We start from the raw sequence: 24,795 nt of genomic DNA on the forward strand, positions 1-24,795 counted from the left end.
TGCAGCTTCAAAGCTTTGCGCGGCGCCATAGGCAGTAACGTGAACGACCCCGACAGCGGCGAAATGCCGTCCGTTTCCGGGGCGCGAGAAGCGGACAATGGCGCGCGACCGAAGCGGTCGCGCCGTCGCAAGGGAAAGCAGAAAGGCGCAAGCCCGTCTGTCGTTCCCCCGTCCGCAGGCCAGGCGGCCGGTTTTTCCGCTGTCGCCGAGCGCCCCAAAGCCGACGTGAGCGGCAACAATGCGCGCCGGAACAAGCGGCGCAAACACGGCAAGAGCGCCGTCGGCGGAAACGTGCGCCCGCTCGCGCCCGTTGGCCAGCGGGAAGCCTCGCAGCAGAACCAGCACCAGGCGGATGGCCGCAAGGCTCGGCGAAAGCAGCGTGGCCGGAAACCCGCCGCGCCAGCCGATGCCGTGATCGTCTCGCCGGCGATAGAGCCTGTCCTCGAACGGCGCCCCGCATCCCAGGAACCCCGGCGGGATACCCCGCAGCATTTTGCGGAGCGCGACGCCTATGACGCGCCGCTCTATGCGGCGCTTGATCTCGGCACCAACAATTGCCGGCTTCTGATTGCCCAGCCGACACGGCCCGGACAGTTTCGCGTCGTCGATGCCTTTTCGCGCATCGTGCGCTTGGGCGAGGGGCTCGCAGCCAGTGGGCGGCTGTCCGAAGAGGCGATGGATCGCTCCGTCGAAGCGCTGAAGATCTGCGCTGCCAAACTCAGGAACCGCAACATCCGCCGCGCGCGCCTCATCGCCACGGAAGCCTGCCGAGCAGCGACGAACGGCGAAGCCTTCCTTGAGCGTGTGCAGGAAGAGACGGGGCTCGACCTCGAAATCATCAACCGCGAGACCGAGGCGCGCCTCGCCGTTTCCGGTTGCTCCTCGCTCGTCGGGCGGGAGGCCAGGTCGGTCGTGCTGTTCGATATCGGCGGCGGTTCTTCGGAAATCGCGGTCATCCGCATCGGCGACAACCGCTCCAGCCGGCTTGCCAACCACATCACGCACTGGACGTCGCTGCCGGTCGGCGTCGTTACGCTGTCCGAACGCCATGGCGGGCGCGATGTGACGCCGGAAGGCTTTTCCAACATGGTCTCCGAAGTCGAAGGCATGCTGGCGGGCTTCGATTGCCCGGGCGAGGGAATCCACGCACCGGAGGATTTCCACCTCATCGGCACCTCCGGCACCGTCACGACGCTTGCCGGCGTGCATCTCGACCTGCCGCGCTACGATCGCCGCCGGGTGGATGGCGTCTGGCTGTCGGACGACGAGGTTTCGGCCATGCAGGCGCGGCTTCTCTCCTGGGATTTTTCCGCCCGTGCGGCCAATCCCTGCATCGGGCCGGACCGCGCGGATCTCGTATTGGCCGGTTGCGCCATTCTGGAGGCGATCCGCAAACGCTGGCCGTCGCGCCGCATGCGCGTCGCCGACCGCGGCTTGCGCGAAGGCCTGCTCACCGACATGATGGCTGATGACGGCGTCTGGCGCCGCGGCCGCCACCGTCGCAACCACCGCGGTGGCCCCCGCAATCCGGCAAAGCCCGAAGGACAGGCATCATGAGCAAGCCCCCCGTCGCCGGCAACCGCACTGGCCGCAAACTCGGCCAGAAGGTCAAGAAGGGCAAGCTGAAGGCGTCCTCACGCCGCTGGCTCGAGCGCCACATCAACGATCCCTACGTGCAGCGCGCCAAGCTCGAGGGCTATCGCGCACGCGCGGCCTTCAAGCTGCTGGAGATCGACGAGAAGCATAACATTCTCGCCGGTGCGCGCCGCATCATCGACCTGGGTGCTGCCCCCGGAAGCTGGTCGCAGATCGCCGCCAAGGTGACCGATTCGACCGATGCCGACCCGCGCGTTGCGGCCATCGACTTCCTGGAGATGGACCCCCTGGCGGGTGTGCGCGTCCTCCAGATGGACTTTCTGGATGACGATGCCCCGGCAAAACTCATCGAAGCTGTCGGCGGCACGCCTGATCTCGTAATGTCCGACATGGCTGCGCCGACCACCGGTCACCGCCAGACGGACCACATACGCACCATGCATCTGTGCGAGGTTGCCGCGCATTTCGCCGTGGAGGTGCTGGCCGAGGGCGGGCATTTCCTGGCAAAGACCTTCCAGGGCGGCACGGAGCGCGAGCTTCTCAACATGCTCAAGCAGAATTTCAAGCAGGTCATCCACGTGAAGCCCGGTGCCTCGCGCGCCGAATCGGTGGAAATGTTCCTGCTTGCCAAGGGTTTTAAAGGCCGCAAGGCGAGGGACGAGGCGGCGGATACTGAAGAGGACGCCTGATGCTTCTCTACACCACCGTAGGAACCAACGACCTCGCCCGCGCCGGCCGCTTCTACGATGCCGTCCTGCCATTCCTCGGCTATATCAGGCAGAAGGAAGCGCCGGGCGAGATCGGCTATGGTGCGGATGACGATATGCGCTGCCGCTTCTGGGTGGTCGAGCCGTTCAACCGCGAGCCCGCGACCTTCGGTAATGGCGTGACGATCGCCCTCGTTGCCCCGACCCGCGCCGCCGTCGACGCCTTCCATGCCGCAGCCCTTGCTGCCGGTGGCACGGACGAAGGCGCGCCGGGCCTGCGCCCGTTTCACGCCAGTTTCTATGCAGCGTTCATTCGTGACCACGACGGCAACAAGCTGGCGGCGGTGTGCGAGAAGGCGGAGTAGGGCAGGGCGCTAGAAGCCCGGCACTTCACAGGAGGATACGGCGCTTCACTTCGTTGCCGAGGCAGGTACGCCGAGGTTCAAGCCCCTATCTCTGCTAAATCCCCCATAGTTGATAACCGGGCGGCAATGCCGCCCGGATCGATGTTGTCGAGGTTTTAATCCGCCCCCGCGAAGGAGGCGACATTGATCTTCACGCGGCATCTTGCCCGTTAGGATGTTTCAATCCATGCCTCCGCGAAGGAGGCGACCCCTGGGCTGGCAGGTGCCTGTGCGGATTATGGGGTTTCAATCCACGCCTCCGCGAAGGAGGCGACTCGGCGTATTCCAGAGGGGTTTCGGCCAACTGGCGTTTCAATCCACGCCTCCGCGAAGGAGGCGACAGGGGTAGGTCTAACGGATTGGTTGGGCCGGTGAAAGATGCTGACTGGTGCGATCTTGATCGAAAAATGGCTTCAGCATGACGAAGGGAGTGGTCCCTCAGGATGATTCTTGTGCGGCTTCAATCAGTTGTCCTGGGTGCGAACCTGCCGGGGAATTGCGGCACGCTGTAGGTTCGCGCCGGTTTGCTCCAAGCCTATAGAGGCATGTCGGCGACGGTGGCGCGGGGCTATTTCACCGCGGCCGTTTCCTCTTCCGGTGCCGCCAAGCGGTGGCCGGAGACGGCGGCGCCGGCGTTCTTTGCCATGGTGATGAACGGAATGACGGCGGTGATGGTGATGGCCGAAATCACCATGAAGGCGATCTGGAAATCGCGCAGTTCGAGCGGCGATCCGCTGAGTGACGTCTCGATTTCGAGGATCATGCCGGCAACAGCCACCCCCATGGCGAGGCTCATCTGCTGAAGCACGGCGGTCATCGAGGTCGCCTTGCTGGCGTCCTCGTCGGAAATGTCGGCGAAGGAAAGCGCGTTCACGCTGGTGAAGAAGAACGACCGTGCAAAGCCCGCGATGAGCAGCACGACCGCCATGAACCAGAAGGGGGTGGCCGGCGTGAAGAAGCCGTTCACGAAGGTCAGCACGGTGCCGCAGATGGCGGCGACGATCAGCGTCGTGCGGAAGCCGGCGAAGGTGAGCACGCGCTTGGCGATGAATTTTGTGGTGATGGCGCCGATGGCGCCGGTGAAGGTGACGAGGCCGGACTGGAAGGGCGACAGGCCGAAGCCGACCTGCAGCATCAGCGGCATCAGAAAGGGCACCGCGCCCACCGAGATGCGAAACAGCGTGCCGCCGATGGAAGCGGCGCGGAAGGCGCTGTCACGGAAGAGTTTCAGGTCGAGCAGCGGCGTCGGGTGGCGGCGCGCATGGCGCACATAGAGCACGCCGCAGGTCAGCCCGATGACGGTCGCGGCGATGCCGATGATCGGCGGCAGGGCGGGAAGGCTGATCACCGACAGGCCGAACATCGTGCCGGAGGCGGCGACAGCGCTCAGGAAGAAGCCGGTCCAGTCGAGCGGCGGTGGCGCGGCGGCGCGGATTTCCGGCAGGTAGATGCCGGACAGGATGTAGCCGATGATGCCGACGGGCACGTTGATCAGAAAGATCCAGTGCCAGGAGAAATAGGTGGTGATGAAGCCGCCGAGCGGCGGGCCGGCAAGCGGGCCGACGAGCGCCGGGATGGTCAGCAGCGCCATGGCGGAGACGAGTTCGGAGCGCGACGTGCTGCGCACCAGCACAAGGCGGGCGACGGGCGTCATCATCGCCCCGCCCATGCCCTGCAGGAAGCGTGAGACGACGAAGGCGACGAGGCTGTCGGCCACGGCACAGAGGATGGAGCCGCCGACGAAGACGAGGATGGCGAGGCGGAAGATGCGTTTTGCCCCGAAGCGGTCCGCCATCCAGCCGCTGAGCGGAATGAAGGTTGCGAGCGACACCATGTAGGAGGTGAGCGCCAGCTTCAGCGTGATCGGCCCGACGCCGAGATCGGCGGCGATCGCCGGCAGCGACGTGGAGATGACGGTTGAATCCATCTGCTCCATGAAGAGCGCGACGGCGAGGATGAGGGGAACGATACGGTTCATCAGGCAATCGGGGTCGGAGGCCCTCGCGCGGGCCCGCCCGTCTTCTGCGCCCCTCGTTGCGATCTGTCAAATCGTGAGGATTTGCCTCAAGCATCACAAGCCCGTGATGCGACGTGCCCGGATCGTGACAGCGCCCTAGATGGGACGCGTGTCATCTTCATGCCGACGCCGGCCTCTAGAACGGCGGTGCAGCTTTTCACGAAAAGGGATAGATCCATGGGAGACCATTCGACAATCTCGCGCAGATCCTTGTTTCTGGCCGCGGGTGTGAGCACATTGGCCGCGCCGCTGGTTTTGAACCGCGCGGCCGTTTTCGCCCAATCCGAGAGTGACGCCACCGACATGCGCGTAAGCCCCCTCGATACCCGCAGCTTCAAGCTCGGCAGTTTTCGCATCCTGACGGTGCGCGACGGCATGCGCCCTTCCGGCGCTCCGAACGAGACCTATGGCCTCAATCAATCGGCCGACGCGGTTGGCGCGCTGCTTACCGAGAATTTTCTGCCTGCCGATACCTTGGTCAACAGCTTCACGCCGACGCTGGTCGATACGGGCTCTGAGGTCGTGCTGTTCGATACGGGGATGGGCGAGGGCGGTCGCGATGCGGGCATGGGGCGTCTCGTCGAAGGGCTGAAATATGCCGGCTACACCCCAGACCAGATTTCCGTCGTCGTCCTTACCCACATGCACGGCGACCATATCGGCGGGCTGATGGAGGGCGGCAAGCCGGCCTTCCCCAATGCGCGCTACGTCACCGGCCGCACGGAATATGATTTCTGGGTCAATCCCGAGCGCATGGGCACGCCGGCCGAGCAGGGCCATCAGGGCGTGCTGGCCAAGGTGCAGCCGCTCGCCGAAAAGCTGACCTTCATCGAGAACGAAGGTCAGGTCGTGCCCGGCATCACCGGCCTCGATGCCTTCGGCCATTCGCCCGGCCACATGATCTTCCGCGTCGAATCGGAAGGCAAGGCGATCATCCTTACGGCGGATACGGCAAACCACTATGTGCTGTCGCTCCAGCGGCCGGACTGGGAGGTGCGTTTCGACATGGACAAGGCGCAGGCGGCGGTCACGCGCAAGAAGGTCTTCGACATGATCGCGACCGACAGGCTCGCCTTCATCGGCTACCACATGCCGTTCCCCGCCGCCGGTTTCGTCGAAAAAGGCGGCGAGGGCTACCGCTTCGTGCCGGTGAGCTACCAGTTCGATATTTGACGCACCGGCCCGTGCGTGAGCAAAGCCCGGAACCGCTTCCGGGCTTTTTGCTATTTCCAATCCGTCATGAACGTGTTACCAGCCCTCGCCAACTTCCAAGAATTTCTTGCAAGCGACCGAGGTGGACATCTCCCAATGTTCCCCTTGGTGCGTAAGCTTTACCTTAAAAGGAACTTGGCCTATGGCGCGCATCATTCAAACCGCAACCGGTCTCGAAGCCCTGACTTTCGACGACGTTCTCCTGCAGCCCGGTCACTCCGAGGTCATGCCGGGCCAGACGAACATCGCGACCCGCATCGCACACGATTTCGAACTCAATCTGCCGATCATTTCCTCCGCCATGGATACCGTGACGGAAAGCCGTCTCGCCATCGCCATGGCGCAAGCCGGCGGCCTCGGCGTCATCCACCGCAACCTGACGCCGGCCGAACAGGCTGAAGAAGTCCGCCAGGTGAAGAAATTCGAAAGCGGTATGGTCGTCAATCCGGTGACGATCAGCCCGGACGCCACGCTTGCCGACGCACTGTCGCTGATGAAGATGCACGGTATTTCCGGCATTCCGGTCGTGGAAAACGGCGGCAACGCCAAGGCTGGCCGTCTCGTCGGCATCCTGACGAACCGCGACGTGCGCTTCGCTTCCGATCCGACGCAGAAGATCTACGAACTGATGACCCGTGAGAACCTGATCACGGTGAAGGAAAGCGTCGATCAGCAGGAAGCCAAGCGCCTGCTGCACACGCACCGCATCGAGAAGCTGCTGGTCGTCGATGGCGACGGCCGTTGCGTCGGCCTCATCACGGTCAAGGACATGGAGAAGTCGCAGCTGAACCCCAACGCCTCCAAGGATGCGCAGGGCCGGCTTCGCGCCGCCGCCGCGATTTCCGTTGGCGACGATGGTTTCGAGCGGGCCGAACGGCTCATCGATGCGGGGATCGACCTGATTGTCGTCGATACCGCGCACGGCCATTCGCAGCGCGTCCTCGACGCCGTTGCCCGCGTGAAAAAACTGTCGAACTCGGTGCGCATCATGGCCGGCAACGTCGCGACGTCGGACGGCACCAAGGCGCTGATCGATGTTGGCGCCGATGCCGTCAAGGTCGGTATCGGCCCGGGCTCGATCTGCACCACCCGCATCGTCGCCGGCGTCGGCGTGCCGCAGCTCGCTGCCATCATGGCATCCGTCGAAGCCGCGCAGGCTGCCGACATTCCGGTCATCGCCGACGGCGGCATCAAGTTCTCCGGCGACCTGGCCAAGGCCATCGCCGCCGGCGCCTCGGCCGTCATGGTCGGCTCGTTGCTCGCCGGTACGGATGAAAGCCCGGGCGAAGTCTTCCTCTACCAGGGCCGCTCCTTCAAGGCCTATCGCGGCATGGGCTCCGTCGGCGCCATGGCACGTGGTTCCGCCGACCGCTACTTCCAGGCGGAAGTGCGCGACACGCTGAAGCTGGTGCCGGAAGGCATCGAGGGCCAGGTTCCTTACAAGGGCCCGGTCTCGGGCGTGCTGCACCAGCTCGCCGGCGGCCTCAAGGCTTCCATGGGCTATGTCGGCGGCAAGGATCTCAAGGAATACCAGGAACGCGCGACCTTCGTGCGCATCTCCGGTGCCGGCCTGCGCGAAAGCCACGCCCATGACGTCACGATCACCCGCGAAAGCCCGAACTATCCGGGCGCCATCTGATCTTCGCCATTCGCTGACATGCCTGAAAATGCCCGGCTATGCCGGGCATTTTCGTCTTCTGGACCGCTCGATTCCTGTTCCGTTTTTCTACGTATGCGCTAGGATCGCGACACCGGCAATCTCGCCGGTTTCATCTGGGGGACATCATGAAAAAGATACTGGCTGGCGCCCTTCTGAGCCTGGGGCTGGTCGTGCCTGCGCAAGCGCAGACGGTCAACGCCGGTACCTACACCGTCGAAGGCACGAACCTTGATGGTTCGGCCTATACTGGCACGGCGACGATCGCTCTGACGAGCGAGACCACCTGCTCGATCGAGTGGAGCACCAACGGCACAACCTCGAACGGCATCTGCATGCTCTACGAAGACGCCTTCGCGGCCGGCTACGTGCTGCAGGACGCCGTTGGCCTCATCGTTTACAAGGTGAAGGGTGATGGCGTGCTGGAAGGCGCCTGGACGATCAGCGGCAAGGACGGTTCGGGCACCGAAAACCTGACGGCGCAGTGACAGCATTGCCTTCGGCTTGTCGTGACGACCTTTCGGGTTGAGGCTTCCGCCGGAAACCCCTAAACCGGTTCGAAACGACAAGCCGAAGGATTACCATGTCTCCCACGGAAGCCACGATCTGGCCGATGATCGCGCATGTCGCGCTCGTCTTCTGCCTCTATTTGCTGCTCTCGTTCCGCCGCGTCGGCGCGGTCAAAAACGGAAGCGCACGCGTCGAGCAATTCCGCGAAAACCGTGAGGAGCCGACCGAAAGCCTCGTGGTCAAGAACTGCCTCGCCAACCAGTTCGAACTGCCGGTGCTGTTCTACGCCGTGAGCATTCTGCTTTACCTCGTCGATGCCGACAATCCGGTCACCGTCGCCGGTGGCTGGCTTTTCGTCGCGTTGCGCTATGCGCATGCCTATGTGCATGTCACCAGCAACCGCATCCGCTATCGCCGCCCACTGTTCATCGCGGGGCTTGCGGTGGTCGGCCTGCTGTGGATCTGGCTCGGCGTCTGGCTCGCTTTCACCTGAGCACACAGTAACGCAGTTGTGTTCCGCGCTCGCAATCGGGCGGCCTATCTTATGCTCCGGCTAGAAACCCGGAGGATCCGCCATGGACAAGCCGCAGATCACGCAGGCGATGATCAACGCCTATGACGACTATACCCATCTGACGCTCGACCGCCGCCGCTTCATGGAACGCCTGACGGCGCTCGCGGGCTCGGGTGCGGCCGCCGCTGCCATTGCCCCGCTCTTGGCGGCGAATTCGGCGAGCGCCGAGATGATCGCCTCGAATGACGCCCGTGTCGTTGTCAGGGATGTCGTATACGGCGGCAGTTCCGGCGAGATGAAGGGCTATCTGGTGCGCCCGAAGGACGCGGCCGGCCCGCTCGGCAGCGTCATCGTCATCCACGAGAACCGTGGCCTCAACCCGCATATCCGCGATGTGGCGCGCCGTATGGCGCTCGAAGGCTTTATCGCGCTCGCACCCGATTTCCTGTCACCCTCGGGCGGCACGCCGGACAATGAGGACCAGGCGCGCGACATGATCGGCAAGCTCGACCCCGCGGTGACGGTGGCGAACGCGGAGGCTAGCCTGAAGTTCCTGACCGAGCTCGACGGCGCGAGCGGCAAGGTCGGCGCGATCGGCTTCTGCTGGGGCGGCGGCCTCGTCAATCGCTTCGCCACCAAATCGCCGGAGCTGAAGGCCGGTGTCGCCTATTATGGCGCGCAGCCGCCGGCGGAAGACGTGCCGGCGATCAAGGCGGCGATGATGATGCATTATGGCGGGCTCGACGAGCGTATCAATGCCGGCATCGATGCCTATCGCAAGGCGCTGGAAGCGGGCGGCAAGACCTTCGAGATCCACGTCTATGACGGCGTCAACCACGCCTTCAACAACGATACGTCGGCCGCCCGCTACGACAAGGCCGCGGCCGACCTCGCCTGGCAGCGCACGGTGGATTTTTTGAGGAAGAATCTCACTTAGGGAGTGTAGGCCTCGAATAAAGCAAATAACTGAGCCGTTTGAGAAAACGGGGTCAGGCTCCGGGTGAGCTCGGCCCCGTTTCTTTAGGGGCAACAAAACCATTGCGAGCATGCGGCCAAGCAAAATATTGCGGCATCAGGCGAGCGATTTTATCACTATTCAAACAGGATCATTTCCGTGAAGTCTATCGCCATCAAATCGATCGCCGCTTTTGCTGCCGCGACGCTGCTTCTCTCCGCCCCGGCCGTTTCCGCCGCCGGCACGAAATTCGATATCAAGAACGATTCCGGATACATCATCGACGGCTTCTACACCGGCGAGGGCGGCGAATGGAGCGCCAACTGGATGAACTTCAAGCTTGATGGCGGCGAGACCGCCAACATGGAGTTCAACTACCAGGGCGGCTGCGATATCGAGTTTTACGTCACCTGGGAGGCCGAAGACGGCTCCAGCATCAAGGGCGACGAGACGACGATCAATATCTGCGAAGCCAACACCATCTATTTCGACGGCAAGCAGGCGACATACGACTGATCGCACGCGTTTTATGAAGAGAAGGCCCCGGCGTGGCAGCACGCCGGGGCTTTTCGTTTTCTAGCCGTCGATCGCCAGGCGCATGGCGCAACGGGTGTCGCGTGCAAGCCCGTGTTCGGCTTCGAGATCAAGCACCTCCGCGAGACGTGGCGACAGTTCGGCCTCGTCCAGCGTGCGAAAACCGAGCCGTTCGTAATAGGGGCAGTTCCACGGGATGGTGCGGAACGTGGTGAGCGTCACGGCGTCTAGGCCGTGCGCTGCGGCGTGATCGATGGCGTGCTGGATCAGTGTGCGCCCGATGCCCAAGCCCTGGTGCAGGTGATCGACGGAAATTTCCCAGATGTGCAGCTCGTGCCCGACGACCTCTGCGCTCAGGAAGCCGACGGGATCATCGTCCTCGGCAACCGCCGCCCAGTTCGTTCCCTGCGCGAGGAGTTCGTGGTGCCGTTCGGCGCTTTGCACGTCGCCGACGGCAAGCCAGGAGAGTGCCTCGATCAGCCGGAAGGACTGCGCGGCCGAGCGCTCGATCTGGCGAAGCGTCTCGACCTCGTCTTCGCGGGCAAGGCGAATCCTCACAGTGGACGGCCCGGCCTTGCGCGCGGGAATGCCGTCGAGGGGAAGCTGCGTTACCATCCGGGCAGAATATTGCTCTGCCGCAGCCGCTGGATGCGCGGGAAGACCTTTACTTCAGCGTCGGTCAGGTCATCGCTCGCCGTCAGTGGCGTGATGTTGTCGAGGCAGGCCGTGATATGGCTGGTAATGGCATTGGAGAGCGAGGGCGACAGGCCCGGCCGCCGCATGATGCCGATCTGCACCGGGGCGAGCGGCGGAAAACCGTCGGCCTGCGACAGCACCTTCATGCCGGGGCGCAGTGCCGATTCCGGCAATACAGAAACCGCCATGCCCGCCATCACGGCGGCGGCAACGACGGTCGACGACCAGCTGGTGAACAGCACCTGATAATCGCGCCCCACGGAATCGAGTGCCGCACAGGCAATCTGCCGCCACTGGCAGTCGCGCCGGCCGACCGCGAGGGGCACCGGCGCATTTTCCGGCAGGGGATGGTTGGCCGACATCACCCAGCAGAGCGGTTCCGTCCGCACGACATCGGACTGGCGCTGGCGTGGATTATGGGTGACGAGCGCGATGTCGAGTTCGCCCTTGCCCATCTTTTCCGCGAGGTCCACCGAGGGTTCGCAGACGATATAGAGCTCGACATTCGGATGCGTCTTGGCAAACCGCATGATGATTTCCGGCATGTAGCGGTCGGCATAGTCGTCCGGCGTGCCGATGCGCAGCATGCCCTCGAGGCGGTTGTCGTCAAAGGCGGCGATGGCCTCGTTGTTGAGGCGCATCATGCGGCGGGCATAATTGAGCAGGCGCTCGCCCTCGGCGGTCAGCCGGTTGCCGCGGCCGTCCTTCATGAAGAGCTGCTTGCCGATGCGTTCCTCGAGGCGGCGCATCTGCATGGAAACGGCCGACTGGGTCTTGAAGACCCGCTCGGCGGCCCGCGTGAAGCTTCCGGTATCGGCAATCGCAACGAAGGTCTGAAGCTGGTCTATGTCTAACGGAGCGGACATAACGGCACCCATAAGATTGTTTGATTGATACTATTAGAAACATTCGTTGGACTGATCAATTAGATTCTGCGAAAAAGCAATTGTTGAACGATTGATCCGTCCGCCGGTCGATCGTTCGACTGGATCTGCCGCTTCGCCTCGACCTCCCGGCACGGCTCTTCCCAAGACTTGACCTGTAAACCGCCACCCGTCCCTGCGGGTGGCGAACGATCACGGGTGCCGTGCGAAACCCCATCAAGGACGATGGATCGCCGCGCCGGAAAGGAGAAATGCCATGCGCATGATCGACCGTAGACTGGAAATCGATATCCTCGCAACGCGCCGTCCGGCCCCGAGCCTCTTCGACCGTGTCCGCAACGCCACCTACAGATTTGCGCGCGTTTGGCAGAATCGCCGCCTGATCAATCGGTTGAGCGAACTCGACGATCATCAGCTCCTCGACATGGGGCTGTGCCGGAGCGACGTTCGGGAGGTCATGACCTCCTCGTTCTTCTCCGATGCCGGCCTGCACCTGACGATTGCGGCACGCGAACGCGCCCGCCGTCACCTGCGCGGCGGCCGCGCGGATTGATTTTTGATGGTGCCGGCCTACCTCCCTGGTCGACACCAGACTTCCCCGCAGGGTGAGAGCCAATAACCCTGCTGCTTGCCCGACGTGCGACTCCCAAGGTCCGCGTCGGGCTTTTTCAATAAAAATCCCACGACATAAGCTTTACCTTAGGTAAACCACCCTCAGCTACCGTTCCTGGGCAGCCGCGGATTTTTCCGCGGGCATGACGCTGTCTGCTCTCCGGATGAGCCGGAATTGCTCTCATTGTGTGTCGCAAGTCCGAACGCAAAACCGTGTTCCGCACGTTTGCCGGAGTTGCCTGAGCCATCGGACGGATTGTCATGCGGATTTCCCGGAAACTGCCCCTTGCTGCCGCCGTACTCACGCTTCTTTCCATCGGTGCCGCCAGCGCCGTGTCGCTGATCGTCAGCGCCGATACCGTCACCGAACAGGTGATGCAGAAGCTGGAGGCGACCGCCGACGGACGGCGCAACGAGGCCCGCACCTATCTGGAGGGCATGAAGCTCGATCTGCTCAGCCTTTCCACCGCCATGCCGACGACACAGGCCTTCTACGGCTTTGCCGGCGCCTGGGGCGCTCTCGGCAAAGAACCGGCGAAAGAACTGCACAAGCGCTACATCACGAACAACCCGAACCCGCCGGCGACACGTTTCCTGCTCGACACCGCGAAGAAGGACAATTTCGACCGCGCCCACAAGCAGTACCACGTGACTTTCCGCAAGCACCTCGAATCGCAGGGTTACGCCGACCTCTACATGATCGACCCCAAGGGCAACGTGCTCTACTCCGTCGCCAAGGCCGAGGACTTCGGCACCAATCTGCTTGCTGGCCCCTACAAGGACAGCGGCCTGACGGCGGCTTTCAAGGATGCGCTGGCACTCAATGAGCCCGGCGGAATCGTCTTTTCCGATTTCTCCGCCTATGCCGCGCTTGGTGGCACGCCGGCAGCCTTCGTTGCTGCCCCCATCACCATGAACGGCCGCACGCTCGGCATCATGGCGATCCGCGTGCCGAACGCCAAGATCGACGCCATTTTCGGCAACAGCAAGGGCCTCGGCGAGACCGGCGAGACGGTGCTGGTGCGCGCCGATGGCACGGTTCTCACCGATTCCGCCCGCACGCCGGAGCCGGATGCACTGAAGACGCAGCTCGATATCACGGACCTTCCGGTCGGCAGTGAGACCCACGGCACGATCGCGGATGCCGCAGGCGCGGAACTTTATGCCGCGGCATCCCCGCTCTCCTTTGGCGGCACGGACTGGTCGGTCATCGCGAAAATCACCAAGGCCGAGGCGACGGCCGGCCTGATGCGCGGCACGCTGATCGTGCTCGGCCTCACAGCGGCGATCATCGGCCTGGCAATCCTCGCCGCAACCATCTTCTCCCGCGCGCTGACCCGGCCCATCCACCAGCTCGTCAAGGCGATGACGGAGCTTGCTGCCGGCAACACCGAAATCGTCCTGCCGAAGGAAAACCGCGCCGACGAGATCGGCGACATGGTGCGCTCCGTCGCCGTCTTCCGCGCCGCAGCCCTTGATAAGGATGCGCTGGAGCGCTCCAGCGCGGAAAGCCGCGAATTCACGGCGCGCGAGCAGCAGGCGCAGGAACAAGCGAAGGCCGAGCAGCAGCGGCAGGTGCAGCAGGCGGTCGAAACGCTCGGCGCGGCCCTCGAACGGCTGTCCGCCGGTGACCTGTCGACGGTCATCGACCATGAATTTTCGGATGGGCTTGACGAGTTGCGCGTGGATTTCAACACCTCCGTGCGTCGTCTCGCGGAAACCATCGCCGCCGTGTCGTCCAACGCCCGTTCGATCGACGGCAAGGTCGCCCATGTCGATGCCGCCGCTCGAGATATTGCGGAGCGCACGGAGAGCCAGGTCGCGGCGCTGGAGCGCACCACAGAGGCCGTCGGCCAGATGATGGAAGCGATCCGCAGTTCCACGGCTCGTGCCGGCGAGGCGTCGCGCATGGCAACGGAGGCCAAGAGCAGCACGGACCTGTCGAGCGCCGTCGTCTCGGACGCAGTCTCCGCCATGGAGCGCATCGAAGGGGCTTCCCGCGAAATCTCCAGCATCATCAACGTCATCGACCAGATCGCCTTCCAGACGAACCTGCTGGCGCTGAATGCCGGCGTGGAAGCGGCCCGGGCAGGGGATGCCGGCAAGGGCTTTGCGGTCGTGGCACAGGAAGTGCGCGAACTGGCGCAGCGCTCCGCCAATGCCGCCAAGGACATCAAGGCGCTGATCACCAAGTCGGGTATCGAGGTCGCGAAGGGCGTGGATCTCGTGCAGCAGACGGGCGCGGCCCTTTCCGGCATTGCCGAGCAGGTCACCCGCATCAACGACCATATCCACTCGATCGCCGCGGCCGCCAACCAGCAGTCGTCAAGCCTCGGCGATATCAGCCGTTCGATGAACGCGATGGAGCAGGTCACGGCACAGAACCGTCAGGCGGTTTCGCAGACGGCCGCCGGCATGTCCGGCCTTGCCGGCGATACACGCTCGCTTGCGGCAATCGTCGAGCGCTTCAATGTGCCGAGGGAAGTGGCGCGGGATCGGGCCGCAGCCTGATGGTCAAAGCTGTTCGTTCACCTGTGGCGCTGTTCGCGCTACCAAGTGTTTATTAATTAGCAAAGGGAAGCGTTTTCCGGAAACAATGAATGTAAGGGACGCCCAATCGAAATCAGCATCTACAGCGTGAATGGCAGCATGGAAGGTTGGTGACAATACAACGATGTTAGCTTCGACATCCAATCCGCCGCGCATTAACCAGCGGATGTGGTGTGCCTCCGTGAGATCGCCAGCTATTCCGTCCATTACAAGCTCACCCGAAATCTGACACCGGCCTCCATAAAGTTTCTTGAGAGCAAGGATTGGGCGCGAATTTCTCAAAGTGAGCTCTCTCACATATTCTCGCCGCTCAGGAGGTTCGGCATCAACCAAAATGCTTGCCCCCTCAATATCAGGCACAATTTGGAGTTGTTCGCTAGCTTTTGCCAACGCCCAAAAGCCTTTTCCCTTCCCACGAGTTGAACGGAATAGATCTGGCCGCCCTTCTTTCCAATTGTCCGAGTGCGACGAAAAGCGCTCCACTTCTTTGCGAACAGTCGCTTCGTTGTTCCGCGATAGTTCCCGCCCCCTGATGCGACCTAATTCGCTATAAAGGTCGCTATAGTGCATCTCGCCGCCAGCCGCCGTGAAGACTTGTTTAATATCCTCAAGCCATGTCGCCATTAATGCTCCCTTGGCTTTAATGCGGTTCTACCAGCATAACGCAATGTCAGCCCTTCTTGTCGCCGTCCGGTTCCGTGCTGCTACGCATCGTCTCGAAGATCGACTCGATGTTGCGCTGGTAGTCCTTCTGCATTTCGAGGCCGGTGTCGAACATCGTGTTGACGAGGCCTTTCAGCGAATCCGCCGGTGTGGCTTCCGGTTCGCTGGGCTTCCCGCTTGCCGCAGGTTGGCCACCCATGTTCGCCATCATGTCCTGGAAGGCTTTGGCAAAAGGATTGTCGGTGAAGGGGTTTGCCGGCGCGTCCTTCTTCTGGCCCGTGCCGAAGAACTCCTGCGCAGCCTGGGTGAAGGGATTGTCGAAGGGATTTGCCGGTTCCGGCTTCTTGGCAAGGCCTGTGGCCTGCGCCCATTGCTGCATCATGTCGGCGAAGGGATTGGCCTGTGCCGCACCGGCTCCCGGGAAGAACGGTGCAAACGACTGCTTGAACAGGCCGCCCATCAGCGCGCTCGCCATGGCGGGCAGCATCTGCTTGTAGACTTCCTGGCCGATGCCGGTCATCTGCGCTGCCTGCGCGGCGATGGCGCGGGAAACGTCCTTGTTGCCGAAGAGATGGCCGAGAATGCCGTTGCCATCCGCCAGACCCTGCGGCGTGAAGGCCTTGCTCATGTCCTCGAAATATTTGGCGTGCCCGCCGGTGGTTAGCGCCTGCATGAAGGCCGCCATGTCGTAGGGATTGGCCGCGTTGCGCTTGAAACCCTCGGAAAAGGCCGGCATCAGCGCGGCGACGGCCTTCGTCGCCTGTTCCTGCGCCAGCCCGAACTGCCGTGCCATGGTCTCCACGGCATTGCCGTTCTGCGCCTGCATCATCATGTCGTAGAGCGAAAGCATCGTGAACCCTTCCCCGTGCAGGCACATGCATGTGCCTGCACTATAACGGGAATTTTGCCCACGCAAACCGCTTTTTCGAGGATGGGCTCAGTACTGGTAGTCGGTGAAGACCGGCTCGACCGAACCGTTCCAACGGCCGTTGTAGAGCGCCAGCATGTCTTCCGCGAGCGTCGCCTTCTTCGCCAGCACCTCGTCGAGCGGTGCTAGGAAGATGGTCTCGTCGACGCCGTCGCCATTGAGGCGGGCGCGGGCCTTGAGACCCTGCCGGGAAATCGAGACCACTTCGCGCGCCACGTCGAGCAGCGGCTTGCTGCGGAAGTCGGCCTTGAGGCCCTGTGCCGGCACGGCATCGCGCAGTCCCGAGACTTCTTCGACCGTCCAGTCGCGCGTCAGGGCTTCGGCGGCGTCCAACGCGCCGTCGTCATAGAGCAGGCCGACCCAGAAGGCGGGCAGCGCACAGATGCGCCGCCACGGACCGCCGTCGGCACCGCGCATTTCGAGGAAGCGCTTCAACCGCACGTCGGGGAACAGCGTGGAAAGGTGGTTCGTCCAGTCGCCGATATTCGGCTCCCAGTCGGCAACCTCGCCCTTCAGCGCGCCGGCCATGAACTGGCGGAAGGTGACATGTGTGCAGTCATGGTACTTGCCGTCGCGCACGATGAAATACATCGGCACGTCGAGCGCCCATTCGACATAGTCGATAAAGCCGAAATCCGGCTTGAAGGCGAAGGGGATGAGGCCGGCGCGGTTGTTGTCCGTGTCGCGCCAGATGTCGCCGCGCCAGGACAGCAGGCCGTTCGGCTTGCCCTCGGTGAAGGGCGACGAGGCGAACAGCGCGGTCGCCATCGACTGCAGCTTCAGCGATACCTGCATCTTGCGACGCATGTCGACTTCGGATGAGAAGTCGAGATTCACCTGGATCGTGCAGGTGCGATACATCATGTCGAGACCCTGGCTGCCGACCTTCGGCATGTAGCGGGTCATGATGTCGTAGCGGCTTTTGGGCATGCGCGGCGTTTCGGCAAACGACCACTTCGGGCTACCGCCCATGCCGAGGAAGCGGATGCCGAGCGGTTCGGCGATCTCGCGCAGCGTCGCGAGGTGCTGGTTCGATTCCTTGCAGGTCTGGTGCAAGTTTTCGAGCGGCGCGCCGGAAAGCTCGAACTGGCCACCCGGCTCCAGCGAGATCGCGCCCATGCCGGACGGTTCGGCAAGCCCGATGATATGGCCGGCATCCACGATCGGCTCCCAGCCGGTCTTGGCCTGCATGCCGTTCAACAGCGCCGAGATGCTCGCGTCGCCAAAATAGGGGACGGGACTGTTGTCGGCCGTAAAGAAGACGAATTTTTCATGCTCGGTGCCAATGCGGAACCTCTCCTTCGGCTTGTTGCCTTCGGCGAGGTATTCCGCCATGTCCGCGACGGTGCGGATCGGCGTCTGGTCGGTGGTATCACGGGCCATGGGCGTCTTCTTCTGAACGGATGGCGCCCGGCGGAACCGCAGGGCCTTGGGAAGGGTGCTTGGACCGGAATTAAATGCGGTGCAAGCGAATTCCTTTCAAGGCAGATTCAAAAAAACCCATTCGACTTTTCGGGAAAATTCGCCTTTTTGCTTTCCCGCAATTCCAGCGGGCAGGCGGGGCGGTCGCTCACACCCAGTCGCCGATCGCCGCCTGGATGACGGCCATCGCTGCAACCGCTGCCGTATCGGCGCGCAGGATGCGGGGGCCGAGCGGGATCGGCGTCACGAAATCGAGGCCGCGCAACAGCGTGCGCTCGTCATCCGAAAAGCCGCCTTCCGGGCCGACGAGTAGGGCGAGCTTGCGCTCCTCGATCTTTTGCAGCACCGGCAGCGGGTTCTGGCTGCCATGGCCCTCGTCGCAAAAAATGATGCGTCGCTCGCGCGGCCAGTCGGAGATGAGGTCTTCCAGCTTGCGGGGGGCTACAACCTGCGGGATTGCGAGAATGCCGCACTGTTCGGCTGCCTCGACGGCATTGGCCTGCAGACGCTCGATGCTGGTGATCTTGCCCTGCACATGCTGGGTCATGACCGGCTGGAGCACGCCGGCGCCCATCTCGACGGCCTTCTGCACGAGATAATCGAGCCGGCCGATCTTCAGCGGTGCAAAGAGATAGTGGAGATCGCAGGGTGCCGGCTGCGGTCGTGTCTGTTCGACCGGCGTCAGCAGGAGGCGCTTGCGGGTCGGCAGCGAAAGCTCGGCGCGCCATTCGCCGTCGCGCCCGTTGAACAGCAACACGGCGTCGCCGTCTGCCATGCGCAGCACATTGGTGAGATAGTGCAAGTGCTCCTTCGCGGCCTCGAAAGCCTGCCCGGCGACCAGGGCGTCGTCGACGAAAAGGCGCTGCATCCGGTAATTGGCACGCATGGTCGACCTCTCAGGTGAAGAGCGCGTTGAGGACGAGGAAGATGATGGCCGCGAGGATCGCCGAGACGGGCAGCGTCACGATCCAGGCCGACACGATCGTCATGAAATGCGAGCGGCGCACGAGATAACGCCGGCGCGTCTCGTCGGGATTGGCCGATTCTTCTTCCGGTGCGACGCGGTTGCCGCGGCTGCGGATGTAGTCGATGCGGCGCTGCGAATTGCGGGTGTACCACTCGCGAAACAGCCCGACGCCGAACACCGCGCCGACGGCGATATGGGTGGACGAAACCGGAATGGCAAAGGCCGATGCCGTCAGCACGGCGATGGCGGAGGAGAGCGCCACGCAGAAGGCGCGCATCGGGTTGAGCTTGGTGATCTCGTTGCCGACGATGCGGATGAGGCGCGGGCCGAACAGCAGCAGGCCAAGCGAAATGCCGAAGGCGCCGATGACCATCACCCAGAGCGGAATGGTGGCTTCGCCGCCGGTGCCGCCGGAACGCAGCGCCGACACCACGCCGTAGAGCGGACCAACGGCGTTCGACACGTCGTTGGCGCCGTGTGCAAAGGAAAGCAGGGCGGCCGAACAGATCAGTGGAATGCGAAACAGCGTGCGCAGCGACTGGTTGCGGTTGTCGAGGCCTTCCGCGTGCCGGCGGATGATCGGCCGCGTCACAAAGTAGACGACGATGCCGAAGGCGAGGCCAACGAGCAGCGCGCGGCCGATCGGTATGTCGTAAAAGCCATTGGTGCCGCCATTGGCGATGAAGGCGGCGAAGGCGCCGGCCATCAGGGCGACGAGCACGGGAACCCAGGTCTTTGCCGCGGCGATCTTGTCGTCGCGGTAGATGATGGTTTCCTTGAGGAAATAGAGGAAAGCCGCCGCGATCACGCCGCCCAGGATCGGCGAGACGGTCCAGCTGACGACGATGACGGCGATCGCGTCCCATTGCACGCTGTGGAAGCCGCTTGCGGCAGCGGCCGCACCGATCACGCCGCCGATGATGGCGTGGGTGGTGGAGATCGGCGCATTGGCAAGTGTGGCGATGTTGATCCAGAGCGCTGCCGAAACCAGCGCCGCCATCATCGCCCAGGCGAAGACTTCGGGGCTCGGAAAGATGGCGCGATCGACGATGCCCGACGCGACCGTCGCGGCAACGCCCTGGCCGGCGAGGAGCGCGCCGGCAATTTCGAAGACGGCGGCAATGCCAAGGGCGACGCCCATGCTCATGGCGCGCGCGCCGACGGCAGCGCCGACATTGTTCGTCACGTCGTTAGCGCCGATGTTCATGGCCATGTAGGCGGCGAGTGCGGCGGTGACGGCAATCACCAGAACGCTGGACGTGCCCATGGAAAAACTATCGGCAACGGCCATGGTGATCAGCAGGAAGACCAACGAAATGCCGACACCCGTCCAGGACCGCAGCACGAAATGTGTGGCCTGTTCGGTGAAGGTCAGTTTTTCAAGGTCCTTGTCCAGCGTCGGCTTGCGAAGCTGGACCTGAGAATTCGCCATTCATGCTGCTCCGTTATTGCCAAAAGGCAATACAGCGCCGCGTGTCGCTTGTGAGGCACAAAGGTCACTGTAAATTTTGAATCCACTGAATAATTGATCCGCGGGGCGATTTCGACCCGCGGATCAATTATTCAGTGGTGCCTCAGGGCGTCGGCGGCCATCGGACGACGGCTATATCAGATGCTGGTCGTGCCGTTTTTGGGCTCCAGTGCCAACGCGCCGAGCATTTTCTGCTCGAAGGCAAGGAGAAGCGTTTTCAGCCCCGGCTCCTGCACGCGGGCCGCCGCCTCGGTGCAATCGACCCATTCGGCGCGCCGTTCGTCCTTTTCCGGAAAATTCTTGCATATGTCATCGACGGCAAGCGGGAAAACGCGCACCAGGCAATCGACTTTCAGCCCTTCCGGCAGGCCCTTCATGTAATGGTAGCTGCCGATCGGCTCCTCGCCGATCTTGCCCTTCACCCCGGCCTCTTCCCAGGCTTCGCGCGCGGCGGCGGCGGATGCGCTCTTGCCATCCATCGGCCAGCCTTTTGGGATAACCCACCGACCCGTGTCGCGGCTGGTGATCAGGAGGACTTCGACCGCCGGACGCTTCTTCCTCACGCGATAGCAAAGCGCACCATATTGCTCCCGCGCCGGGCGCTGGAACATGAGGTGGACGTCGCTGGCAATGCGGTTGAGAAGGTTCAAGGTTTTTTTCATTCCTCTTGTCGGGATTCGCTCACTGAGTCGTTATCGTACATCATGCTTGCGTGAGATTTGCGGCGCAAGTCAGGCTTGTGGCACGATACCGCGTTTTTGCATGCGCAGCTGTGCAATACGTTGCCATTCGCCGCTGCGTTCCGCTTCGCGGATTGCGACGGCGATATAGTCCATATGCGCCTGAGCGGCATTTCGTGCCGCATTTCCGTCACCCGCCATGATCGCTGCATAGATCGCCTCGTGCTGGGCAAGCAGATGCCCACGTGCTTCTTCCGAGGTGAAAACGAGGTGGCGGTGGAAAAAGATCCCCTGCGCCAGCAGACGGTAACACGCGCGCAGCGTGTGCAGGAGCACGATATTGTGCGCGGCCTCGCCGACGGCATTGTGCAGGTCGACATCCGCCTCGAGTTCGGCATCGAAGGACCCGCCCTTATGCGCCGCGCGCATCGCCTCCATGATGCGCGTCAGCATCTGCCGGTCATAGTCGGTGGCGCGCCGGGCGGCGAGGTCGGCGGTGATGCCCTCCAGCTCGCGGCGGTACTCGATATAGTCCTCCGTCGCGCGCTGATGGCGGGCGATGAGATCGACGACGGCGGGCGAAAAGACCTGGCCGATGATGTCGGCCACATAGGTGCCATCACCATGCTGGCTGATCAGCAGCCCGCGGTTTTCCAGCTCTTTCAGCGCCTCGCGCAGGATGGGGCGAGAGACGTCGAGGCGTTTGGAAAGCTCGCGCTCGCCGGGCAGGCGATCCCCGTCGCGCAGGATGCCTTCGAGCAGCAACAGTTCGATCTGCCGCACGACCTCATCGGAGGTCCGGCTGTGGCTGATGCGGGCGAAAAGGTCGAAGCTGGTGTCGGTCACGGCGGCGATAGTATCAACCGGTGCGGAAACTGGTCAACAAACTTGTCCACTTTATACTTTCTGCCTGCGTCAATGCGTCCTATCTCCCGGGCCCTGACATTTGTTAAGAAAGAGCTGTTGCACATGGGGGAACGGTGCAGACATGGCAAAAGGCAGCTTCGCTTTTCCGCAGGCGACTTCGCGTGCGCAGGCGCTCGGGGAAATTCACGCAAGACCATATGCGCTGGTGCCGTCGCCACGCGTCATCTTCCAGCTCGCCTTCCTGACGGAGGGTGGTTCGGCGGTGGATCATGCCGTGATGGCCGAAGTGTCGCGCTCGCGCGGCATCTCGCCGCCCGGCCGCGATTCCAGCCACCACGCGCTGAGCTGGGGGCAGGGCACGCTGCGCTGGGAACGGCACACGGAATTCTCGACCTATTTCTGGGACGGGCCGGTGCCGGAAAAGTTCGGCGGCGAAGTTCCGGTTCATCCGTTCGGTGACAGTTTTTCGCCGCCCGGCACGTTGATCTCCGGCATTCGCCTGGAAATCCGGCCCGATTCGCCGGAAACCCGCGAGGCGATCGCCAGCTTCGATCCGACGAGCCTCTGTTACAGCGAGATCAAGAACGGCCAGGCGATGATCCTGACCGACTTTCGCCAGAACGGCGACGGGCTCACCCAGATCCTCGTCATCGACCGTGGCATGAACGAGGCTGGGCGCGGTGCCGTCGTGCAGCGCCTGCTCGATATCGAGACCTATCGCACGCTCGCCATGATGGGCCTGCCGCTCGCCCAGTCGCTCTCGCCGGAAATCCGCCGCATCGAGGACGGGCTGACGGGCATTACCAACACCATGAAGCAGCATGCCCGCGACAGGGCGGATGAACTGCTATCGGAAATCACCCGCCTTGCCGCCGAACTGGAGGCCAATGCCGCGCTCAGCCTCTACCGTTTCGGCGCCAGCCGCGCCTATTACGGCATCGTGCAGGAGCGTATCCGCACGCTCGCGGAAACGGCGGTTCCCGGGTACGAAACGCTCGGCTTCTTCCTGGAGCGCCGGCTAGCGCCCGCCATGCGCACCTGTCAGTCCATCGAGGAGCGCCAGGCAAACCTTTCACGAAAACTCGCCCGCGCCACGGCCCTGCTCAGAAGCTGGATCGACGTGGAACTGGAGCAGCTCAACTCGTCGCTGCTCAACTCGATGGACCGTCGCGCGAAATTGCAGCTGCGCCTGCAGCAGACCGTCGAAGGCCTGTCCGTCGCGGCGATCTCCTACTATGTCGTCGGCCTCTTCGGCTATGTGGCGAAGGCAGCGCATGGTCTCGGCCTGCCGATCAAGCCGGAAACGTTGACCGGCATCGCCGTGCCCTTCGTCATCGCCGGCATGTGGCTGCTCGTCCGCGCGATCCGCCATCGGCACGCCGAAGAGGACAAGCACTAAAGCAATTCCAGATCCGGGATTGCGTCAAAGCATATTAGGTGGACAGGTCGCACTGATAGCGCGGCGCGCCATCGATGATGGCGAAGCCGGTGTCCCAGCCGAAGCCGGAATCGTCCTGCGCCGACAGCTTCTTCTTCGCGGCGATGCCGCGCGCCTTAAACGTGGCCTCGGCGGCCTTCAGCGCTTCCGGCTGGAAGAGCACGGCGTGGTAGTTGAAGCCGCTTTCGAGTTCGGTGATATAGACCTCGATCTCCTTCACGGGCACGCCGCGCCAGGTGCCGTCCACCACCGGCAGCGTCACCTTGAGATACTCGTTTTCGGGCTTGACGCTGGGTGGACCGAACAGGGCTTCGTAGCCAGCCGGGATGGAGAGTGTCCCCTCCTTGCGCGCGAAGGCGTAGCTCGATTGCAGCAGGGATGCGAGCGCGTCGCTGTAGGCGCAGGCATCATCGAAACCCTCAAGCAGGGGATCGAGCGGCCGGGCCGCGGCGGCCGCCGGAAGTGCCAGGCCCATGAAGGCCGCCATCAGTATCAACTTGCCGATCATCCGCCATCCTCCTCAAGAGAACGGCAGCCTAGCGCAAGGTCGTCACGTCGCCAATTGCCCTCAACGCTCCCAATAGGGCAGGGGGCCGTAGAGATCGGCGAGGTAGTCGATGAACAGACGCACCTTGACCGGCAGGAACTGGCGGCTCGGATAGACTGCCGAAAGCACCACGTTGCGCGAGCCCTCGTATTGCGGCAGCACCTGCACGAGGTCGCCGTTCTTCAGCGCCGGGCCGACATCCCAGGTGGAGCGCAGCGCGATCCCCATGCCGGAAAACACCGCCTCGCGCACCACCTCGCTTGAATTGGTGTAGAGCGAACCGTGCGGGCGATAGGTGACATTGCCCTCCGGTCCTTCCAGCCGCCAGACGTCCTGCGTATGCGGCGGCAGGCAGACATGATTTGCAAGGTCCTCCAGCGAGGCCGGCGCGCCATGACGGGTGATGTAATCAGGCGAGGCACAGAGTACGCGCCGCACCGAGGCCAGTCGGCGCGCCACAAGCGAGGAATCCGACAGTTCGCCGATGCGGATCGCCAGGTCGAAGCCGTCGCCGACGATGTCGGAAAAGTCGTCGGTCAGCATCAAGTTGACGACGAGTTCGGAATGGGCATCCATGAAGCCCTTGAGATTGGGGGCGATATGCATGCGGCCGAAGGATGTCGGCGCGGAAATGCGCAGCGTGCCGCGCACCGCGCCCGACCGTCCGGACACGAAGGCTTCCGCCTCCTCGATGCCCGAGAGAATGCCGACGATGCGCTCGTAGAATCCCTGTCCGGCTTCGGTCAGCGAGATTTGCCGCGTCGTGCGCTGGAAAAGCCGGGTGCCGAGCCGTTCCTCCAGTCTTTTCACGCGCTTGGAGACGACGGCTGGGGACAATCCGAGTGCCCGCCCCGCTGCCGACATACTTCCCATGGAAATGACGCGGGAAAAGATTTCGAGATCGCCGAGATTGGTCATTCAGTCGCGCCCATTGTTGCCGAAGCGGATAAAATGCTTAGCATTT

Annotated in this window: 24 protein-coding genes; 12 read left to right on the forward strand and 12 right to left on the reverse strand. The window is 63.1% G+C overall.

Features of this window, described 5'->3' with window-relative positions:
- The first annotated feature begins 39 nt into the window (after nucleotides 1–39).
- From ACT6VE_RS11395 to ACT6VE_RS11405, 3 genes are read left to right on the forward strand one after another with little or no spacing between them, the layout of a single operon-like run.
- Nucleotides 40–1,557 (forward strand): Ppx/GppA phosphatase family protein, encoded by a 1,518-nt coding sequence (locus ACT6VE_RS11395; protein WP_444798723.1) that lies wholly within the window; start codon nucleotides 40–42, stop codon nucleotides 1,555–1,557.
- Nucleotides 1,554–2,285, forward strand: a complete 732-nt coding sequence (locus ACT6VE_RS11400) for an RlmE family RNA methyltransferase (protein WP_444798724.1) — start codon at nucleotides 1,554–1,556, stop codon at nucleotides 2,283–2,285. Before ACT6VE_RS11395 ends, ACT6VE_RS11400 begins: the two co-directional genes overlap by 4 nt.
- On the forward strand, nucleotides 2,285–2,668 hold the full coding sequence (locus ACT6VE_RS11405) for a VOC family protein (protein ID WP_444798725.1): 384 nt from the start codon (nucleotides 2,285–2,287) through the stop codon (nucleotides 2,666–2,668). The genes ACT6VE_RS11400 and ACT6VE_RS11405 overlap by 1 nt, the downstream gene beginning before the upstream one ends.
- A gap of 607 nt (nucleotides 2,669–3,275) precedes the next feature.
- Here ACT6VE_RS11405 and ACT6VE_RS11410 read toward each other — a convergent pair.
- Nucleotides 3,276–4,685 carry a DHA2 family efflux MFS transporter permease subunit gene (locus tag ACT6VE_RS11410; RefSeq protein ID WP_444798726.1) on the reverse strand — a complete coding sequence of 470 codons (1,410 nt, stop codon included), beginning with the start codon at nucleotides 4,683–4,685 and terminating at the stop codon, nucleotides 3,276–3,278.
- A gap of 216 nt (nucleotides 4,686–4,901) precedes the next feature.
- Between ACT6VE_RS11410 and ACT6VE_RS11415 the strand changes: the two genes are divergently transcribed.
- The 6 genes from ACT6VE_RS11415 (at nucleotide 4,902) to ACT6VE_RS11440 (ending at nucleotide 10,088) form a co-directional block, all read left to right on the forward strand.
- The gene (locus tag ACT6VE_RS11415) at nucleotides 4,902–5,897 is read left to right on the forward strand and encodes an MBL fold metallo-hydrolase (RefSeq protein ID WP_444798727.1); all 996 of its coding nucleotides are present in this window, start codon (nucleotides 4,902–4,904) and stop codon (nucleotides 5,895–5,897) included.
- A gap of 181 nt (nucleotides 5,898–6,078) precedes the next feature.
- Nucleotides 6,079–7,575: an IMP dehydrogenase gene (gene guaB, locus ACT6VE_RS11420; RefSeq protein ID WP_444798728.1), complete on the forward strand. Its 1,497-nt coding sequence runs from the start codon at nucleotides 6,079–6,081 to the stop codon at nucleotides 7,573–7,575.
- Nucleotides 7,576–7,721: 146 nt separating this feature from the next.
- On the forward strand, nucleotides 7,722–8,081 hold the full coding sequence (locus ACT6VE_RS11425; RefSeq protein WP_444798729.1) for a hypothetical protein: 360 nt from the start codon (nucleotides 7,722–7,724) through the stop codon (nucleotides 8,079–8,081).
- Between the two features lie 95 nt (nucleotides 8,082–8,176).
- The gene (locus ACT6VE_RS11430) at nucleotides 8,177–8,596 is read left to right on the forward strand and encodes an MAPEG family protein (protein ID WP_069059720.1); all 420 of its coding nucleotides are present in this window, start codon (nucleotides 8,177–8,179) and stop codon (nucleotides 8,594–8,596) included.
- An 82-nt stretch (nucleotides 8,597–8,678) separates the two neighbouring features.
- A complete protein-coding gene (locus ACT6VE_RS11435) occupies nucleotides 8,679–9,554 on the forward strand; it encodes a dienelactone hydrolase family protein (RefSeq protein ID WP_444798730.1) in 876 nt (291 codons plus the stop codon).
- Nucleotides 9,555–9,731: 177 nt separating this feature from the next.
- On the forward strand, nucleotides 9,732–10,088 hold the full coding sequence (locus ACT6VE_RS11440) for a hypothetical protein (protein WP_444798731.1): 357 nt from the start codon (nucleotides 9,732–9,734) through the stop codon (nucleotides 10,086–10,088).
- 60 nt (nucleotides 10,089–10,148) lie between these two features.
- Here ACT6VE_RS11440 and ACT6VE_RS11445 read toward each other — a convergent pair whose 3' ends face one another.
- Both ACT6VE_RS11445 and ACT6VE_RS11450 read right to left on the reverse strand, forming a co-directional pair.
- Nucleotides 10,149–10,721, reverse strand: a complete 573-nt coding sequence (locus tag ACT6VE_RS11445; RefSeq protein ID WP_444798732.1) for a GNAT family N-acetyltransferase — start codon at nucleotides 10,719–10,721, stop codon at nucleotides 10,149–10,151.
- Entirely contained in the window at nucleotides 10,715–11,668 is a 954-nt protein-coding gene (locus ACT6VE_RS11450) for a LysR substrate-binding domain-containing protein (RefSeq protein ID WP_444798733.1), read from the reverse strand. The genes ACT6VE_RS11445 and ACT6VE_RS11450 overlap by 7 nt, the downstream gene beginning before the upstream one ends.
- Nucleotides 11,669–11,942: 274 nt before the next feature.
- Between ACT6VE_RS11450 and ACT6VE_RS11455 the strand changes: the two genes are divergently transcribed.
- Both ACT6VE_RS11455 and ACT6VE_RS11460 read left to right on the forward strand, forming a co-directional pair.
- Nucleotides 11,943–12,239 (forward strand): DUF1127 domain-containing protein, encoded by a 297-nt coding sequence (locus tag ACT6VE_RS11455; protein ID WP_444798734.1) that lies wholly within the window; start codon nucleotides 11,943–11,945, stop codon nucleotides 12,237–12,239.
- Between the two features lie 320 nt (nucleotides 12,240–12,559).
- Nucleotides 12,560–14,809, forward strand: a complete 2,250-nt coding sequence (locus tag ACT6VE_RS11460) for a methyl-accepting chemotaxis protein (protein WP_444798735.1) — start codon at nucleotides 12,560–12,562, stop codon at nucleotides 14,807–14,809.
- A 3-nt stretch (nucleotides 14,810–14,812) separates the two neighbouring features.
- Here ACT6VE_RS11460 and ACT6VE_RS11465 read toward each other — a convergent pair whose 3' ends face one another.
- From ACT6VE_RS11465 to ACT6VE_RS11495, 7 genes are all read right to left on the reverse strand, one after another.
- Entirely contained in the window at nucleotides 14,813–15,472 is a 660-nt protein-coding gene (locus tag ACT6VE_RS11465; protein WP_444798736.1) for a hypothetical protein, read from the reverse strand.
- A gap of 46 nt (nucleotides 15,473–15,518) precedes the next feature.
- Complete coding sequence (locus ACT6VE_RS11470; RefSeq protein WP_444798737.1) at nucleotides 15,519–16,361, reverse strand: DUF937 domain-containing protein; 843 nt, start codon at nucleotides 16,359–16,361, stop codon at nucleotides 15,519–15,521.
- 87 nt (nucleotides 16,362–16,448) lie between these two features.
- Nucleotides 16,449–17,822, reverse strand: a complete 1,374-nt coding sequence (locus ACT6VE_RS11475) for a glutamate--cysteine ligase (RefSeq protein ID WP_444798738.1) — start codon at nucleotides 17,820–17,822, stop codon at nucleotides 16,449–16,451.
- 187 nt (nucleotides 17,823–18,009) lie between these two features.
- Complete coding sequence (locus tag ACT6VE_RS11480; RefSeq protein WP_444798739.1) at nucleotides 18,010–18,747, reverse strand: 16S rRNA (uracil(1498)-N(3))-methyltransferase; 738 nt, start codon at nucleotides 18,745–18,747, stop codon at nucleotides 18,010–18,012.
- A 10-nt stretch (nucleotides 18,748–18,757) separates the two neighbouring features.
- A complete protein-coding gene (locus tag ACT6VE_RS11485; RefSeq protein WP_444798740.1) occupies nucleotides 18,758–20,260 on the reverse strand; it encodes an inorganic phosphate transporter in 1,503 nt (500 codons plus the stop codon).
- 176 nt (nucleotides 20,261–20,436) lie between these two features.
- Nucleotides 20,437–20,949, reverse strand: a complete 513-nt coding sequence (locus ACT6VE_RS11490) for an NUDIX hydrolase (protein WP_444798986.1) — start codon at nucleotides 20,947–20,949, stop codon at nucleotides 20,437–20,439.
- Nucleotides 20,950–21,030: 81 nt separating this feature from the next.
- Nucleotides 21,031–21,825, reverse strand: a complete 795-nt coding sequence (locus tag ACT6VE_RS11495; RefSeq protein ID WP_444798741.1) for a FadR/GntR family transcriptional regulator — start codon at nucleotides 21,823–21,825, stop codon at nucleotides 21,031–21,033.
- A gap of 142 nt (nucleotides 21,826–21,967) precedes the next feature.
- Between ACT6VE_RS11495 and ACT6VE_RS11500 the strand changes: the two genes are divergently transcribed.
- Nucleotides 21,968–23,245, forward strand: coding sequence for a DUF3422 family protein (locus ACT6VE_RS11500; RefSeq protein ID WP_444798742.1), 1,278 nt, complete (start codon nucleotides 21,968–21,970; stop codon nucleotides 23,243–23,245).
- 34 nt (nucleotides 23,246–23,279) lie between these two features.
- Here the strand turns inward: ACT6VE_RS11500 and ACT6VE_RS11505 are convergent, their stop codons facing one another.
- Both ACT6VE_RS11505 and ACT6VE_RS11510 read right to left on the reverse strand, forming a co-directional pair.
- Nucleotides 23,280–23,792, reverse strand: coding sequence for a hypothetical protein (locus ACT6VE_RS11505; protein WP_444798743.1), 513 nt, complete (start codon nucleotides 23,790–23,792; stop codon nucleotides 23,280–23,282).
- 60 nt (nucleotides 23,793–23,852) lie between these two features.
- Nucleotides 23,853–24,749 carry a LysR family transcriptional regulator gene (locus ACT6VE_RS11510; RefSeq protein ID WP_444798744.1) on the reverse strand — a complete coding sequence of 299 codons (897 nt, stop codon included), beginning with the start codon at nucleotides 24,747–24,749 and terminating at the stop codon, nucleotides 23,853–23,855.
- Nucleotides 24,750–24,795 lie beyond the last annotated feature (46 nt).

Origin of the sequence: Shinella sp., assembly GCF_052438155.1 — a bacterium.
In the GTDB taxonomy this organism is placed as follows: domain Bacteria; phylum Pseudomonadota; class Alphaproteobacteria; order Rhizobiales; family Rhizobiaceae; genus Shinella.